Annotated in this window: 13 protein-coding genes and 2 pseudogenes; 8 read left to right on the top strand and 7 right to left on the bottom strand. The window is 68.3% G+C overall.

Features of this window, described 5'->3' with window-relative positions; translation table 11 throughout:
• Positions 1-45: 45 nt before the first annotated feature.
• Positions 46-1,092 (bottom strand): substrate-binding domain-containing protein, encoded by a 1,047-nt coding sequence (locus GB932_RS14030; RefSeq protein ID WP_156761317.1) that lies wholly within the window; start codon positions 1,090-1,092, stop codon positions 46-48.
• 280 nt (positions 1,093-1,372) lie between these two features.
• Here GB932_RS14030 and GB932_RS14025 point away from each other — a divergent pair, with 280 nt between their 5' ends.
• Entirely contained in the window at positions 1,373-2,116 is a 744-nt protein-coding gene (locus tag GB932_RS14025; RefSeq protein ID WP_156761316.1) for a DeoR/GlpR family DNA-binding transcription regulator, read from the top strand.
• A gap of 9 nt (positions 2,117-2,125) precedes the next feature.
• On the opposite strand, the gene GB932_RS14020 is transcribed toward GB932_RS14025, so the two are convergent.
• From GB932_RS14020 to GB932_RS14000, 5 genes are all read right to left on the bottom strand, one after another.
• On the bottom strand, positions 2,126-2,719 hold the full coding sequence (locus tag GB932_RS14020; protein WP_156761315.1) for a PadR family transcriptional regulator: 594 nt from the start codon (positions 2,717-2,719) through the stop codon (positions 2,126-2,128).
• A gap of 73 nt (positions 2,720-2,792) precedes the next feature.
• Entirely contained in the window at positions 2,793-4,202 is a 1,410-nt protein-coding gene (gene ligM, locus GB932_RS14015; protein WP_156761314.1) for a vanillate/3-O-methylgallate O-demethylase, read from the bottom strand.
• A 34-nt stretch (positions 4,203-4,236) separates the two neighbouring features.
• Positions 4,237-5,118: a formyltetrahydrofolate deformylase gene (gene purU / locus GB932_RS14010; RefSeq protein WP_156761313.1), complete on the bottom strand. Its 882-nt coding sequence runs from the start codon at positions 5,116-5,118 to the stop codon at positions 4,237-4,239.
• Positions 5,118-5,921, bottom strand: a complete 804-nt coding sequence (locus tag GB932_RS14005; RefSeq protein WP_156761764.1) for a methylenetetrahydrofolate reductase — start codon at positions 5,919-5,921, stop codon at positions 5,118-5,120. The genes purU and GB932_RS14005 overlap by 1 nt, the downstream gene beginning before the upstream one ends.
• A 202-nt stretch (positions 5,922-6,123) precedes the next feature.
• Complete coding sequence (locus GB932_RS14000) at positions 6,124-7,848, bottom strand: tannase/feruloyl esterase family alpha/beta hydrolase (RefSeq protein WP_156761312.1); 1,725 nt, start codon at positions 7,846-7,848, stop codon at positions 6,124-6,126.
• A gap of 163 nt (positions 7,849-8,011) precedes the next feature.
• Here GB932_RS14000 and GB932_RS13995 point away from each other — a divergent pair, with 163 nt between their 5' ends.
• From GB932_RS13995 to GB932_RS20705, 7 genes and pseudogenes are all read left to right on the top strand, one after another.
• The gene (locus tag GB932_RS13995) at positions 8,012-9,004 is read left to right on the top strand and encodes an ABC transporter substrate-binding protein (protein WP_156761311.1); all 993 of its coding nucleotides are present in this window, start codon (positions 8,012-8,014) and stop codon (positions 9,002-9,004) included.
• Between the two features lie 15 nt (positions 9,005-9,019).
• Positions 9,020-9,856: an ABC transporter permease gene (locus tag GB932_RS13990; protein WP_156761310.1), complete on the top strand. Its 837-nt coding sequence runs from the start codon at positions 9,020-9,022 to the stop codon at positions 9,854-9,856.
• Positions 9,856-10,632, top strand: a complete 777-nt coding sequence (locus GB932_RS13985; protein ID WP_156761309.1) for an ABC transporter permease — start codon at positions 9,856-9,858, stop codon at positions 10,630-10,632. Before GB932_RS13990 ends, GB932_RS13985 begins: the two co-directional genes overlap by 1 nt.
• Complete coding sequence (locus tag GB932_RS13980; protein ID WP_156761308.1) at positions 10,622-11,473, top strand: ABC transporter ATP-binding protein; 852 nt, start codon at positions 10,622-10,624, stop codon at positions 11,471-11,473. The genes GB932_RS13985 and GB932_RS13980 overlap by 11 nt, the downstream gene beginning before the upstream one ends.
• 52 nt (positions 11,474-11,525) lie before the next feature.
• A pseudogene (locus tag GB932_RS20710) lies at positions 11,526-12,661 on the top strand (Bcr/CflA family efflux MFS transporter).
• Between the two features lie 139 nt (positions 12,662-12,800).
• Positions 12,801-13,700, top strand: a complete 900-nt coding sequence (locus tag GB932_RS19500; RefSeq protein ID WP_156761306.1) for a tyrosine-type recombinase/integrase — start codon at positions 12,801-12,803, stop codon at positions 13,698-13,700.
• Positions 13,697-14,929: pseudogene (locus tag GB932_RS20705) on the top strand (MFS transporter); the annotation flags it as partial. The gene GB932_RS19500 and the pseudogene GB932_RS20705, both read left to right, overlap by 4 nt.
• Before the next feature lie 72 nt (positions 14,930-15,001).
• Here GB932_RS20705 and GB932_RS13960 read toward each other — a convergent pair.
• Entirely contained in the window at positions 15,002-15,574 is a 573-nt protein-coding gene (locus GB932_RS13960) for a DUF4870 domain-containing protein (RefSeq protein WP_156761305.1), read from the bottom strand.
• Positions 15,575-15,724 lie beyond the last annotated feature (150 nt).

Raw genomic sequence — 15,724 nt, 5'->3', positions numbered from 1 at the left:
CGCACACGGATCGCGTGCGAGCAGGGACCGACGACGTCCTGCGGATCAGAAGTCGTACTCGGCGGCCTTCTCGGCATCTGCCGCGACCGACGCGTCGCCGACGAAGACGTTGTCGAAGCCGTCGAGCGGCTGCAGGTCCTCGTATCCCTCGATCCCGAGATCGGTCCCGGCCTCGATCGTTCCGCCCTCGGCGAGGATCCTCGCGATCTCCAGCTGCGCCTTGCCGGCCAGCGCCGGATCCCAGAAGAAGATCTTGTCGATCGACCCGCTCTCGAGGTACTGATTCGCGACCGACGGGATCGACGTGCCCATCACGCAGACCTCGTCCTCGAGGCCCGCTTCCTGGACGGCGCGGGCGATGCCGGGGACGTCGTTGCCGGCCGAGCCCTGGAAGCCAGCGATGTCGGGGTGCTTAGCGAGGATCTCCTTGGCGCGCTCGTACGCCGTCTCCTGATTGTCCGTCGACTCGATCGGCGTCTCGACGCGTTCCATATCGGGGTAGTCGGCCTGCTGCTTGTCGTAGGCCGCGCCGACCCACTCCATGTGCGTCTTCGCCGTCAGACCGCCGACGAACTGCACGTATGTGCCTTCCTCATCCATGCATGCGGCGAGGTTCTCCATGATCAGCTCGCCATAGGACGCGTTGTCGAAGGCCTCGATGTCGATGTCGACGTTCTCCATGCCGGTGGCCTCGTGGGCGACGACGATGATCCCCTGATCCTGCGCCTGTCCCAGCACATTGGCGAGGGCCTCGGGCGAGTTCGGGACGACCGTGATCGCGGTCGGCGACTGGGCGATGAGATCCTGGACGATCTGGACCTGCTTCTCCGGGGTCACGTCGTCCGCACCCTCCTGACGGGCATCGATTCCCGTCTCTGCGGCCCATTCGTCGACGCCGGCGGCCATGCGCTGGAACCAGGGGATGGTCTGCGCCTTGACGACCGTCACCATCGTCATGTCGGCGGCGTCGGCGCCGCCGGATGCGCCGCCGTCGGCGCCGTCGGCCGCGCCGCCGACCGTGGTGCAGCCGGCGAGAGGGAGGACGGCGACCGCGGTGAGCGCGGCCGCGGTCAGGAAGCGATTGCGAGTCATTCGTTACTCCTTCGTGAACGAAATGTGCGGGAGACGCGTCAGATCATCGGGTGTCGTGACGCGTTTCCTGTTGGAAGCTATTCGCCTCGCGCGCACATGTCAAGCGTTTTCGCGCAGATCCTTGCACGGTTTCGCGCAATCGTGTCGAGCGCACGTCGATCCGTCGAGGATCATGGAATCTCGTGGCCATACGCAGAGGTGAGCATCGTTGCGCGATGCGCGTTTTCGCGCAAATATGGAGTGCTGGTGACGCGCGGTGGCGTCATCAAGGAGGAGGGGTATGTCCCGTCAGAGAGAGATCGTCGACGTCCTGCTGCGCGACGGATTCCAGGGCGTGAACGAGCTCGCGGCGCGATTCGATGTGACGACGTCGACGATCCGCCGCGATCTCGAACGGTTGGAGCGTCGACAGCTGCTGCGTCGGACACACGGCGGTGCTGTGCCGGTGCACCCGCCGGAATCGCGGCGAAAGGGCGGGGCACCGCTGCACGGCGCGGAGAAAGTCGCCATCGGCAAGGCGATGGCGGAACGCATCCTCGAAGGGCAGACGATCATCCTCGATGGGGGCACGACGACGCTCGAGGTCGCGCGGCACCTCGATCATCAGCGCCTCACGGTTGTGACCAACGACCTGCGCATCGCCGCCGAGGTGGCGACCCGTCCCCCCATCCACCTCGCGTTCCTCGGAGGCGAACTCCTGCCGAACACCTTCCGAATGTGGGGTCCCACGACGGAGCAGCAACTGTCTCGTTTTCGAGTCGACGTCGCCATCTTCAGTGCCGATACGGTCGCCGAGGACGGGCTGTACAGCGCGGGGAGCTATGAGATCGAGCAGAAGCGGCTGATGCGCGCCATCGCCAAGGAGGCGTTCTTCGTCGCCGACAGCTCGAAGTTCGGACGCGAGGCGCTCTTCAAGCTCCTCGACATCGGCGACTTCACGGCCGGGATCACCGACGGGCATCTCGACCCGCTTCGCGCCTCGGACTTCGCGATCCCGATCATCCAGGCATCCGGCGAGGGGTGACGCGCGCCCTCAACCGCGCGGCGGGTATCCCAGCTCGTCGAGGAGGCGCAGGCCGCGCTCGGCCCAGGCGATCTCGGCACGGGCGCGGTCGACGAGGTTCTCGTAGCCGAGGCGCTTGAATGCGACGACGCGGGCGTGATCCTCGGGGGGAGTCACGGCGAGGCGCTCGCGCAGCATGGGGGTGCCGTGGGCGTCGACGCGCTCGAGCTCGGCCTCCCACTGGGCGAGCTCGCCCTGCCAGTGGGCGATGTGGTCGTCGAGGAACGCGCGCGCGGAGGCCTCATCGGCGGCCTCGAGATAGGCGGCTTTGAGGCTCGCCGGCTCGCGCACTCGGGCGTAGGAGAGCGGGCCGTTGATCCAGGCGAGATAGTCCGCGTCGCCGGCCGGCGTCACGTGATAGAGCCGTCGGGTGGCGCGTGTGCCGCGCACCTGCTCCTCGCCCTCGATGAGGCCCGCGGCCTCCATCTTGCGCAGCTCGGGGTAGATCTGGCTGTCCGGCGCGTGCCAGAGGTGGCCGACCGAGGTGTCGAACTGCTTCTGCAGGTCGTACCCCGACTTCGGGCCCACTCTCAGCAGGGCGAGGAGCGCGTAGCGCAGGCTCATCTGCGTCACCTTTCGTCGGACGGATGAGATGAGGGCCCGAGCGCGAGCGCCCGGGCCCTCATCCCTGAGGAGACTACTGCGAGTAGCCGGTGCGCCATCCGCCCTGGTACGTCTCACGGGCGACCGTGGAGTACGGAACGGGGCTGACGATCGCGCGGACCTCGATCTGCTCGTGCGGCTCGACGGAGGCCTTCTTGGTGCCGCCGTTCGGCTCGCCCCAGACGACCTTGACCTCGGCGCCCTCGGGCACATCGGGGTTGACCGTCGCGAGCGACAGGCCGCGCTTCTCGTTCGAGCTGTAGCCCGTGAACATCGAATGGCCGACGACGTTGCCGTCGGCGTCGACGACCGAGTCGTAGTTCGCCGAGCCGTAGTTCGCGAGCGGCAGGTCGAAGAACTTGTAGCTCGGGCCGTCGACGTCGAAGAGGGATCCGAAGATCTTCGTGAGGTCCTCGGCGTTCCACGCCAGGGTGACCTTGCGGCGCTGCGTGGCCGGGTCGATCTTCTCGAGCGCGTCGCGGCCGATGAAGTCGTGGTCGAACTTCACGAACGGGCCGTAGCCGAGCTCCCACGGCGTCTTGTAGTAGTCCTCGATGCTGTCGCCCACGAACGAGCCGGCGAGCGTGCCGGTTCCCTCGTAGCTGTCGGCGCCGAGCCACTGGCGGTACGCGGCCTCTTCGGCTCCCGTGTAGATGGCGGGCAGCGGTGAGGGGATCCAGCCCGACTCGAGCGTGTTCGAGGGGTAGGCGCGCGATCCGACGGGCACGAGGCCGAACTCGGCGCCCGCCTCGACGATCGTGTCGCGGATCAGATCATGGTCCTCGTAGGGGCCCCAGATCTCGAGACCGGGCGCGCCCGCCATGCCGTGGCGCAGGGTCCGCACCTGCTTGCCGGCGATCGTCATCGTCGACATGTTGAAGAACCTCAGCTGCTCCAGCGGGCCGCCGTTGACCTTCTCGATGACGTCCCAGGCCTTCGGGCCCTGGATCTGGAAGCGGTAGTACTTGCGCGTGACGGGGTGGCCGTAGGGGCGCGACGGCGAGCGGCGGTCGACCTCGATGTCGAGGTTCGAGTATCCGCCGGTCTCGCCGTGGAACATCAGCCAGTTCGACGCGGGGGCGCGGCCGACGTAGACGTACTCGTCCTCGGCCTCGCGGAAGAGGATGCCGTCGCCGATGACGTGGCCCGCGGCCGTCGTCGGCACGTACTGCTTCGCCTTGTTCACGGCGAAGTTCGCGACCGAGTTGATCGCGGTGTCACTGATCAGCTTGATGGCATCGGATCCCTTGAGGAAGACGTTGTCCATGTGGTGCGACTGGTCGTAGAGCACGGCCGTGTCGCGCCACGCCCTCTGCTCCTTGATCCAGTTCTGGAAGTCGGCCGGGACGACCGGATAGATGTAGGAGCCGATCTGGGAGTTGCGGAGGAGCTCGACCGGGCTTCCGGCCTGGTCGATCGCCTGCTGCAGATTCTGTGGTGCCACGATGAACCTTTCTGCTTGTTCGTGTTCGGTGCGGTCAGGAATTGAAGACGATGGTGTGATTGCCGTGCCGGATCACACGATCCTGCGCGTGCCAGAGCACGGCGCGGCTGAGCACGGCGCGCTCGACGTTGGCGCCCCGGCTCTGCAGGTCGGCCGCCGAGTCGGCGTGCGTGACGCGGACGACGTCCTGCTCGATGATCGGGCCCTCGTCGAGCTCCTCCGTGACGTAGTGCGCGGTCGCGCCGATGAGCTTGACGCCGCGCTCCTTCGCCTTGCGGTAGGGGCCCGCGCCGATGAAGGCCGGCAGGAACGAGTGGTGGATGTTGATGACGGGGACGCCGACCTTCTCGAGGAAGTCGTTCGAGATCACCTGCATGTAGCGGGCCAGCACGACGAAGTCGACGTTGCCCTTCAGCAGCTTCAGGATCTCGCCCTCGGACTGCGACTTGTCGGAGCCTGCCTGCGACGGGACATGGAAGAACGGCACGCCGAACTGGCGCACGTCGTCCGCGACGTCGGTGTGGTTCGAGATCGTCATCGGGATGGTGACGGGCAGCTCGCCGCGGCGGTGCCGCCACAGGAGGTCGAGGAGGCAGTGGTCGCTCTTGGACGCGAGCACCGCCATGCGCAGCGGCTCGGACATGTCGCGCAGGCGCCACGACAGCCCCATGGGCTCGATCGTCTTCGCCAGATCGGCCTCGATGTCGGGCATCGCCGCGACCAGATCCGCGCGATGCAGGACGATGCGCTGGAAGAAGTCGCCGCCCGTCGCGTCGTTCGAGTGCTGGTCGAGCGAGATGATGTTCCCGCCGTGGCGGGTCACGAGCGACGCGACCTCGCTGACGATCCCCGGCTGATCGGGGCCGTGGACGATGAGGCTGGCGTGGTCGACGAGATGGGGGATCGGGGCGGTCATCAGGCGTCCTCTCTGAACTTCTGAGCCCACTGAGCGGTCGCGAGCAGGCCGCCAAAAGTGTAGAGGTGAACGCCGACATCTCCGGTAGCGGAGTCATCGTCGACGATCGCGCCGAGGTCGTTCACGAAGCGATCCGGCCCGGCCGTGCCCATGAGGTTCGTCAGCGAGAAGCCGTATTTCTTCACGATCATGGCGTTCGCGCCGATCCCGAAGCGGCGCGCGAAGCCGAGCAGCCGCTTGATTCCGGCGGGCCCGGGGGTGCCGACGCGGATCGGGGCGTCGATGCCGCGCGAGCGCACCTCGCGGATCCAGTCCACGACCGGTGCGGTGTCGAAGCCGAACTGCGTGAGGATGACGGCGCCGAGCCCCTGCTCCTTGAGGGCCGTGGCCTTCGCCTCGAGGTGCTCCCAGAGCACGTCGTTCGAGATGTCGGGGTGGCCCTCGGGGTAGCCCGCGATCGACACCTCCGTGACGCCGTATTCGAGGAGGCGTCCCGACTGGATGACGTCGAGCGAGGATCCGTAGGGGCCCATGGGCGATTCGGGGTCGCCTCCGACGCTGAACACGTGATCCGCCGCGCCCACATCGCGCAGCGCGCCGAGGAACTCCTCGAGCTGGGCGGGCGAGGAGATGCGTCGCGCGGAGATGTGCGGCACGGGCGTGAAGCCCGCGTCCTTCACGGCCTTCGCGGCCGCAACGCGCATCTCGAGATCCTCGTTGCCGAGGAACGTGACATTGATGCGGGTGCCCTGCGGGATGAGGTGCTGTGCCTCGAGCAGTCCGGGCACGTCCTTGCCCGTCATCTCGAGGGAGAAGTCGTCGATGAGGTTCTGGCCAGCGTTCACGGGGATCCTTCCGGAGGGGCGCTTCCTTGCGTCTGGGAACGACTGTACCTATCTCCATAGGGAATGTCCATAGGCAATCTCGAGATTCCATGATTCTTCATTTCTGGCACGAATCCTCACCTGTGCCCTGAGGATTCGTGCCAGAAAAGAAGGGTTGGGGTCAGCCCGCGCGGTGCGGGCCTCCCGAGCTCGGCTTGCACGCGAAGCTCGACGCCGACTCGGGGTCGCCGCGCATGTAGCGCGCGACCTCCGGGTAGGCGCACAGCGGGCGCGAGCGGTCGGCCGACCAGTCGGCGGGGACCTCGGGGTTCGCCCCGGCGGGGTTGCCCTCGCCGCGCGCCGTCGCGATGATCCGGTCGGGCGCCTCGCCGTGCTCGACCCACCGCACGAGCGTGCCGAGGGCGTCGAACTGGTCGGTCGCCATGCCGCCCTGCACGTGCGCCATGCCGGGCACCTCGAAGTAGCGGACGAAGTCGTCGGCGTCGCGGTAGCGATCAGAGACCTCGTCGTACCAGCGGGCCGTGTCGTCCGGGCTGAAGACGCCGTCGGAGGCGCCGTGCACGACGAGCATCTTCGCACCCGTCTCGCGCAGCGTGTCGAGCCCGGTGTCGTCGCCGACGGGCGTCATGAACTCCATTGGGCTCTCGCCCGAGAGGCCCGTCTCCCAGATCCCGGCGGCCTTCTCGTCGATGTCGACGCTCAGTGCGTAGCCGGGCAGGTCGCCGAGGATCGACGGATCCTCCGGCTCGGGGGAGAACACGAAGCCGACGGCCATCGGGTCGAGGAAGACGCTCGCGCCGAGCTTCCACCCGGCCCAGCCGTCGTTCGCGATTCCCGCATCCCAGGGGAACGACTCGTAGATCCGTTCGCCGTCTGTCGTCACGGCGCCCGCCATGACGCGCGTCAGGACGTTCTTCTGGGCGTCCGACAGACACGTGCCGTCGCGTTCGCCGTCGCACGACGGGATGTCGCGCTGCACGTCGAAGAACTTCGCGCACCGTTCGCCGTCCTGCACCATGCCATCGGCGAGCCTGTCGAGCGTGTCGCAACGGGCGAGGATCGCGGCGGACACGACCGCGCGCTCGTCGTCGGTGAACGCCGTCGTCAGGTCGCCGGGCGTCGTCGCGATCGCGTTCCACTGCTGTGCGCCCCAGAGCTGCGCGACGGCCGCCTGCGGCAGGTTGAAGCCCGGAGCGACGGGCAGGAAGCCGTCGTAGAGGTCGGCGTAGCGCGTCGCGGCGACCATCGTGTGGCGCCCGCCGTTGGATCCGCCGGCGATGTACGAGGTGTCGGGCCCGCGTCCATACGCCTCGGCGATCAGCTCCTTCGCCATGGGTGTGAGGAACCCGACCGCCTGGTATCCGTAGTCGAGGCGCGCCTGCGGGTCGAGCCCGAACAGCGGGTTCTGGTCGCCCGAGTGCCCTGCGTCGGAGCTGATGACGGCGAAGCCCTGCTGCAGCCCGTTCTCGAGCTGCCCCCGCATCGGCGCGCCGACGGCAGTGTTCACGTTGCCGTCCATACCGCCGTTCGCCTGATACAGGAAGCGCCCCGACCAGTCGGAGGGGAGGCGCATCTCGAACGCGATCGCATACGTCTCGCCATCGACCTCGCTGACGCGCTCGTTCATGTGTCCCGTGACGACGCAGTGCTCGCCGATCGGCGCGCCGGCGTTCTCGAGCTCGCCCGCGGCGACGATCTCGGCCGATTCGATGACGGTGCGGTCGTCGTCGAAACCCGTCAGCGCCGCGCATTCGCCGAGCGTTCCTGGGGCCGCGGGCGACACCTGCGGCAGGTCGGATGGCGGGGCGGCGGCCGCCGCGGATCCGCCGAGCGCGAGCGCGGCCGCGGCCGCGAGAGCCGCGAGGGTCTGGGTGATTCTGGGCATTCGTTCCTCCTCATCGAGGGTGGGCGCCGGCGGCTTTGCCGACGTCCACGTCACACTCTGGTCACTACCGTTGACTTTTTCAATAGTGGGGATGTTTACTGATGGGACCCACGCACCACGTGCCGAGCCCGGCACGACCTCAGTCACAAGGGAGTCGCTGAGCATGATCACTCGTACCCGAATCGCCGCGGTCGGCGCGATCGCCGCCGCCGGTCTCCTCCTCGCCTCCTGCAGTGAGGGATCCCCGAGCGGTGGAGGCACCGACGAGGCGCCCTCCGACGACGGCGGCCTCACGCCCGTCACCGTCGGCGTGCTCACGATCGCCCCATCCGCCGCCGTGCAGTACGGCATCGACGAGGGGATCTTCGAAGAGCACGGCCTCGACGTCACCACGCAGGAGGCACAGGGCGGCGCCGCCATGCTGCCCGCCGTCTCGACCGGCCAGATCGACTTCGGCGTCGGCAACCCCCTGTCGTCCCTCGTCGCCTCGACGCAGGGCGTCGACATGCGCATCGCGAGCGGCTACTCGTTCTCGCTCGAGGAGGGCGACGACATCAATGCCGTCGTCGCGCTCGCCGACTCCGGCATCGAATCCTGGAGCGACCTCGAGGGCAAGAGCGTCTCGGTCAACGCCGTCAACACGCAGGGCGACCTGACGATCAACGAGGCCATCGAGCAGGACGGCGGAGACCCGAGCTCCGTCGAGTACATCGAGATCGCCTTCCCCGACGCGCTCGCGCAGCTCGACGGCGGCAACGTCGACGCCGTGTGGGTCCCCGAACCGTTCCTCGGCGCGGCCCTCGCCGACCCCGACACCTACACGGTCGTCGGATCCCCGAACCAGGCCACCATCCCGGGCCTGCCGACCATGGTCACCTTCACCTCCGGCGCGCTCGCCGACGAGGATCCGGAGCTCATCGAGCAGTGGCGCGGCGCCATCACCGACGTGCTCGCCGCGACCGAGGCGGACCCCGAGGGCTTCGCCCAGACGATCGCGAACTTCACGGGGATGCCCGAGGCGGTCGCGCTCGACCTGCGCTTCGAGCGCCTGTCGGGTGAGCTGGATCCGCAGCTCATCGCCGACCTCGCCGAACTGGCGGAGAAGTGGGGCTTCGTCGAGAGCGCGCCCGACCTCGACACGATCATCCTCGACTGACGGAGATCCGCTCAGATGACGTCCTCGCACGAGACCGTCACCCGCGTGGTGGCGGTCGCGCAGCGCCGCAGCAGCAGGCGGCGGTTCCGGCCGCGCCGCCTGCTGCTGGGGCTCGCCGGCATCGTCACATTCCTCGTCGTGTGGGAGGTGATCTCGCGCCTCGGGGTCGTGAACCCCCTGTACCTTCCACCCGCGAGCGAGGTGCTCGTGCAGCTCGGCGTGAACTTCACGCTCACCGGCTTCTGGGCGGCCGTCGGCGTCACGGTCGGCACATGGCTGCTCGGCATGCTCATCGCGTTCCTCCTCTCCGCACCGCTCGGCGTCGTCATCGGCCTGTCGCCGTTCCTCACGCGGCTCACGCGGTCGACCGTCGAGTTCCTGCGGCCCATCCCCTCGGTGGGCCTCATCCCGCTCGCCGTCCTCGTCTTCGCGGTGCCCCTGCACCAGAGCCTGCTCATCGTCGTCTACGGCGCGTTCTGGCAGATCTTCGTGCAGGTGCTCTACGGGGTCGCCGACGTCGACACCGTCGCGATGGCGACCGCGCGCAGCTACGGATTCAGCTGGTGGCAGCGGGTGCGCGATGTCGTCTTCCCGACGATGCTCCCGTACCTCGTCACGGGGATCCGCCTCGCCGCGGCGGTCGCACTGATCCTCACGATCACCGCAGAGCTCGTCGTCGGATCGCCGGGCCTCGGACGCGAGATCGGCCTCTCGCGCGACGCCGGTCTCTATCCCTCGACGTACGCGCTCGTGCTCGCGACGGGCATGCTCGGCGTCATCATCAATGTCGGTGTGCGCGCCGTCGAGCGCCGCCTGCTCTCGTGGCACCAGTCCGTGAGGGGAGACGTCTGATGCGCAAGGCCCTCCTCGCCCTCGCCTACGCGCTCGGCCTGCCGATCGCGCTCATCCTCATCTGGTGGCTCGCCACCCTCGGATCGACGAACCCCTTCGTGCCGAAGCCGATCCCGCTCGCGACCACGTTCGTCCAGACATGGCTCGGCGACCGATTCGCGAGCGCGATCCTGCCGAGCCTCGCCCGCTTCGCGATCGGCGCGATCCTCGCGATCGCTCTCGGCATCGTCGTCGGCCTGCTCGTCGGCCTGAACCGCAACCTGCGCGCCTTCACCGAGCCGATGTTCGAGTTCTTCCGAGCCGTGCCACCGCCCGTGCTCATCCCGATCCTCGCCCTGCTCATCGGCGTCGGCGACGACATGAAGATCGCCGTCATCGTCATCGGCGCGATCTGGCCCGTGCTCCTCAACACCATCGAGGGCGTGCGCGGCGTCGACGAGGTGCAGACCGAGACGAGTCGTTCCTACGGCATCACGGGCTGGCGGCGCGTGCGCTTCCAGATCCTGCCCGCCGCCTCTCCCCAGATCCTCGCCGGCGTGCGGCAGAGCCTGCCGATCGCGATCATCCTCATGGTGATCAGCGAGATGTTCTACACCTCGGCGGGCCTCGGATTCTCGATCATCCAGTTCCAGCGGCAGTTCGCGATCGGGCCCATGTGGTCCGGCATCCTGCTGCTGGGGCTCATCGGATTCGCAGTGTCGATGCTCTTCAAGCTCGTCGAGCGTCGCGTGCTGCACTGGTACCACGGACTGAAGGACCTCGAAAATGCCTCATGACGACACCCCCGCCCCGGGCCGCGGCCGCACCCTCCCGCCCGAGCAGACTCTCCTGTCCGTGCGCGGGCTGCAGAAGGTCTACGAGACCGACAGCGGCGGCATCGAGGCCGTGCGCGACCTCACCTTCGACCTCGGCAAGAACGAGCTCACCTGCCTCGTCGGGCCGAGCGGATCCGGCAAGACGACGCTGCTGAAGTGCATCGCCGGGCTGCTCGAGCCGACGAGCGGATCCGTCGTCCTCGACGGCAAGAAGGTCACCGGCCCGCCGAAGAAGATGGCCGTCGTGTTCCAGGAGTACGGCCGCTCGCTGTTCCCCTGGCTGCGGGTCGCCGACAACGTCGAGCTGCCGCTGCGCAACGCCGGTGTCGCGAAGGCCGAGCGGAAGGAGCTCGTCGCCGACGCGCTCGAGAGCGTCGGCCTCGCCCACGCGGGACGCCAGTACCCCTGGCAGCTGTCGGGAGGCATGCAGCAGCGCGTCGCCATCGCCCGCGCCATCGCATATCAGCCCGAGGTGCTGCTCATGGACGAGCCGTTCGCCGCGGTCGACGCGCAGACCCGCGCCGACCTCGAAGACCTCGTCCGCTCCATCCGCGAACGCCTCGGCGTCACCATCCTCTTCGTCACCCACGACATCGACGAATCCGTCTACCTCGGATCCCGCGTCATCATCCTGTCGTCGTCGCCCACCGTGATCCAGGAGGACATCACCATCGACCTGCCCGACCAGCGCGACCAGCTCGAGACACGCGCCCTGCCGCGCTTCACCGAGCTGCGCCACCACGTCTACGAGCAGATCCAGAAGGCGAAGGAGGGCTTCCGGCCGGACGAGGCGCGTGTCTGACGGACGCGTCACACTGACGCCGGGGCTGCTCGCCGCCCTCGGCTTCGTCGCGATGGCGGGATCCCTCGCCACCGACCTCTACCTGCCGGCCTTCCCCAGCCTCCAGCGCGACTTCGACGTCACCGCCGCGACCGTGCAGCTCACGCTCACGGCATTCCTCGTCGGCGCCGCGAGCGGCCAGTTCGTCGCCGGAACCGTCTCCGACGCGTTCGGGCGCCGCCGCACCCTCCTCGTCGCACTCGCGCTCTACGCCGCCGCCGGATTCGGATCCGCCCTCGCCGGATCCATCGAGCTCGTCATCGCGCTCCGCTTCGTGCAGGGCGTCTTCGGATCCGCCGGCGCCGCCCTCGCGCGCGCCGTCGTCGCCGACATCGCCGAGAAGGAGCAGGCGACCCGCGCCATCAGCGTCGTCGTCGCCATGACGGGCCTCGGCCCCGTCTTCGGCAGCCCACTCGGCGCACTCCTCGCCGAATGGGGCGGCTGGCGCCTCGCCCTCGCCGGCCTCGCGACCATCGCCACCGCCATGGTCATCGCGACCGCCCTCGCGATCCCCGAATCCCTCCCCTCGAACGCCGCCACCCCGCGCGCATCGGACCGCTCCTCGGCAACCTCGCCCGGCTCGGCCGCGACGGCGCCTTCCTCGGCTACGCCCTCTCGTACGCCTTCACCTACGGCGCCTTCATCATCTACATCGGATCCTCATCGTTCATCGTGCAGAGCGCCTTCGGGCACTCCGCGCTCGCCTACTCGGCCGCGTTCTCCGCCGGATCCCTCTGCTTCGTCGCCGGCGCCCTCGGTGGAGCGCTCCTCGCTCGCCGCGTCGGGCCCACCGCGACCCTCCGCGCCGCCCACCTGCTGGCGCTCGCCTCCGCCGGCGCCCTTGTCGTCCTCGCTGTCAGCGGCACCCTCACCTTCGCCGCCTGGATCCCTCTCACGTGCCTCTTCTCCGCCGGAATCGCCGGCGGCATGGCCGGATCCACCGCCCGTGCGCTCGCCCGCGCCGGCTTCGCCGCCGGCGCTGGATCCGCCGCGCTCGGGCTCTTCCAGTACATCGTCGGCGCCATCGTCACGCCGATCGGAGGGCTCTGGGGCGACGGGACCGCGATTCCAACCGTCGTCGGGATGACCGTCGGGATTGTCGTCGCTGCCGGGGCTGCTGCTTTCGGGGGATCTCGGACTGCTCGTTGATTCGTTGCGTTCGCTGCGCGGCCGCCGCGGTCGTCTTGCATTGCTCACGCCAGAGTCGGGACACGGCGCTCGAGCCGGGGCAGGGTCGTGTTGCCATTTCGGGTCTGTATTAAATTGTGTCAATTGATATTGTCACAGTGTGGATGCACACGAAGCAGTCCGGGCCTACCTGGAGGAACTGAGGCGTGCGGGACGTCGGGCGAGCACGCTGCGGGGATATGAGACCGACCTCAGGGTCCTGATCGACTGCGCTGACAGGTTCGGTGGCTCTCTCGATGAGGCGGTGGTCAGGGAGTACCTGGCCTGGCCGACAGCTCGAACTGCCGCGACACGAGCGCGCCGGTTGTCGGCACTTCGAGGCCTCCTTCGCAGCTGCGGTCGCATGGACCTCCTGGCGGCTCAACGTGACACAGAGCGGACACCTGCCCGGGAGGTGAGGGCGAGACCTCAGCGAGACCTCAGATCGGAGATCGATCAGGTGTTCGCTGTGATTCCGCATCACGCGGATCGCGATCATCTGCTGTTCGGCCTGCTTGCTCATCTGGGGCTCAGGCCAGGCGAGGCCCTGGCTCTGGCGGTGGACGACTTCCAGGAAGCCACCGCCTCTCTCTTCGTGACGGGGTGGGGTGGCAAGCGGAGGCGCGTTCTCGTCGACGACAGGCAGGTGCTCCTGCGGCTGGAGAACTACGTACGGTTTGCCGCGTCATCCTCCGGGCCGCTGTTCACCGCCGTGGGCCGCAGCACGCCGTTGCGATATCAGTCGGTTCAGCATCGGTGGGCGCAGTACTGCGCCAGGGCCGGTATCGATGTGAAACTCTCCGACCTCCGACGCGCGCATGTGGCCGATCTCGTTGCGGGAGGGGTCCCGGAATCCGTCATCCGTGAGCGAATCGGACAAGCTGCTGGCGTGCTCGACCCGGGCTCGATCTTGCTGTCGAGAGAAGAGAGCGACGCGGAGATGCGCGCGTGGCAGGAACGCAGCGCAGCTGGATCCCGCATCACGGGTATGTCGAATGCTCGTGAACGGCACGTGGGATGAGCACGGGACTCCGCGGGCTGGGCAGAGCCTTCCTCACGTTCCTTGTCGCGGAAACGGTCAGCGCGACGGGCACGATGGTCGCAGTCGTCGCACTGCCGCTGATCGCGATCGAGCAGTTGAAGGCGTCTGCGTTCGCCGTTGGACTGCTTGAGGCACTCCAGTGGGTGCCCGCCGCTGTCCTCGGCCTCATGCTGGGTGCTCTGGTCGACCGAAGCCAACAACGTTGCCGCGTGGTGCTCGTCACGGCGAACTTCGGTCGCATGATGAGCCTCGGGGCCGTCGCCATCGCGGGATACGGCGAGATACTGACGTTGCCCGTGCTGTTGGTTTTCGCGTTCCTGACCGGGATCTTCACGGCCATGTTCCAATCGGCCTACACACCATACCTGCGTCAGCTCGTGCCTCCGACGCAGTACGCCGCGGCGAATGGGTCGATGCAGGCCGGGCGGTCGACCGCCCGGATCGTCGGGCCCGCCGTGGGCGGGCTCCTGGTCGCACTGATCGGCGCCTCGACGACCCTGGTCGTCACCTCGGGGTGCTTCCTCATCTGCGGCGTCGCGATCCTCACGATCGTCGGCCAGGTCGCCCCGCCTCCACCGCCGCCCAGAAGGCGACTTGTGGCTGAGATCGGAGAAGGCCTGAGCGTCCTGCGCTCGAGCCGAATTCTCGCGCTGATCACCGCAGGCGCCGCTACCGCGAACCTGCTCCTCTCCGCGAGCGGCGCGTTGGACATCCTCTACCTCGTTCGGAATGTCGAAGTCTCGTCTGACGTTATCGGTTTCGTCCTCACTTCGGGCGGTGTCGGCGGATCGACCGCAGCGCTCATCAGCGGCAGGCTCACCAGACGCTACGGGCTGGGAAGGGTGGCAACGGCTGCTTTCGCGTTCACTGCCCCCGCGTCCCTGCTGCTGCCCGCGACGCAGTCCACTTCCTCCATCGCTCTGTTCGCCATAGGCGTGTTCTCGGTGAGCTTCGGAATCGCGCTCGGGAGCGTGGCGCTCATGACACTTCGGTTGCACTGCACGCCACCCCAGCTCCAGGGACGAATCAGCTCCGTCTCCCAGGTGCTGAACGCCGCGACGATCCCGGCCGGCGCCATCCTGGGCGGCTCACTGGGCGAGCTCTTGGGGGCACGAGCGGCGCTGACCGTGCTCGCGGTCGTGTACATCGTGTTCGGGATCGTGTTCGCCTGCACCGCAGTACGTACAGCGGAACCGGAGCAGACTCCTGATGAGACAGCGGTGCCCCGGAACACGTGTTCCGGGGCACCGCTGGTAATGCTGACTGAGGCCGTTCGTCGCCTACTTGACCCAGGTGGGGGCGAGGAGGAACTTGGCCTCGCGGCCCGCCTGCAGCTCGCCGGGGACCTTTGCCGCGTGGATGATCGAGATCACGAATCCGCCGACGACGGCCGCGACCCAGATGAGCCAGCCGAGGACGGGGATGCCGACGAGCACGCCGGCGGCGACCATCGCGATGATGCGGATGAGCTGGAAGTTCAGGTTGTCGGCCGCCGCCTTGCGCTCGATCGGCGTCGCGCTGTCCTTCTCGATCAGGTAGAAGATCAGCGCCGGGATCCAGCTGAAGAACACCGACAGCCACAGGTTCAGGACGATGTTCGACGTGCCCTGGCCAGGGGCCGACTGGGCGTACGGCTGGCCATAGCCGCCCCCAGGAGGAGGCGGCGTCTGCCCCTGCGGCGGATAGACCGGCTGCTGCTGCGCCGGCTCAGGAGCAGCCGGGGGCTGCTGCTGAGGCGGGCCGGGCTGCTGAGGCTGAGGGGGAACAGGCTGCTGGGGCGGCTGCGGGGGCACTCCTCCCGCATCGGGCGCTCCCTCGGGGCCCGGCTGAGGTGTTGTGGGATCGTTGGTCACGATGGGACCTTCTCTCGTTCGTCGTCCGGTGCGGCGCGGGCCGCCGGGCGATCCCGCCGAGCGCTCTCCCCCGCTGTGCCCCACCAGAATGGCAGGTTCCCCGCCCGAAGGCGAGGGTCCGCCGCCGCGGCGCAGCTCAGCGGACGCCGT

The organism is Microbacterium karelineae (assembly GCF_009745985.1).
Classification (GTDB): Bacteria; Actinomycetota; Actinomycetes; order Actinomycetales; family Microbacteriaceae; genus Microbacterium; species Microbacterium karelineae.
Note: the sequence above shows the minus strand (reverse complement) of the source record. Positions and strands in the feature narration are given on the sequence as shown.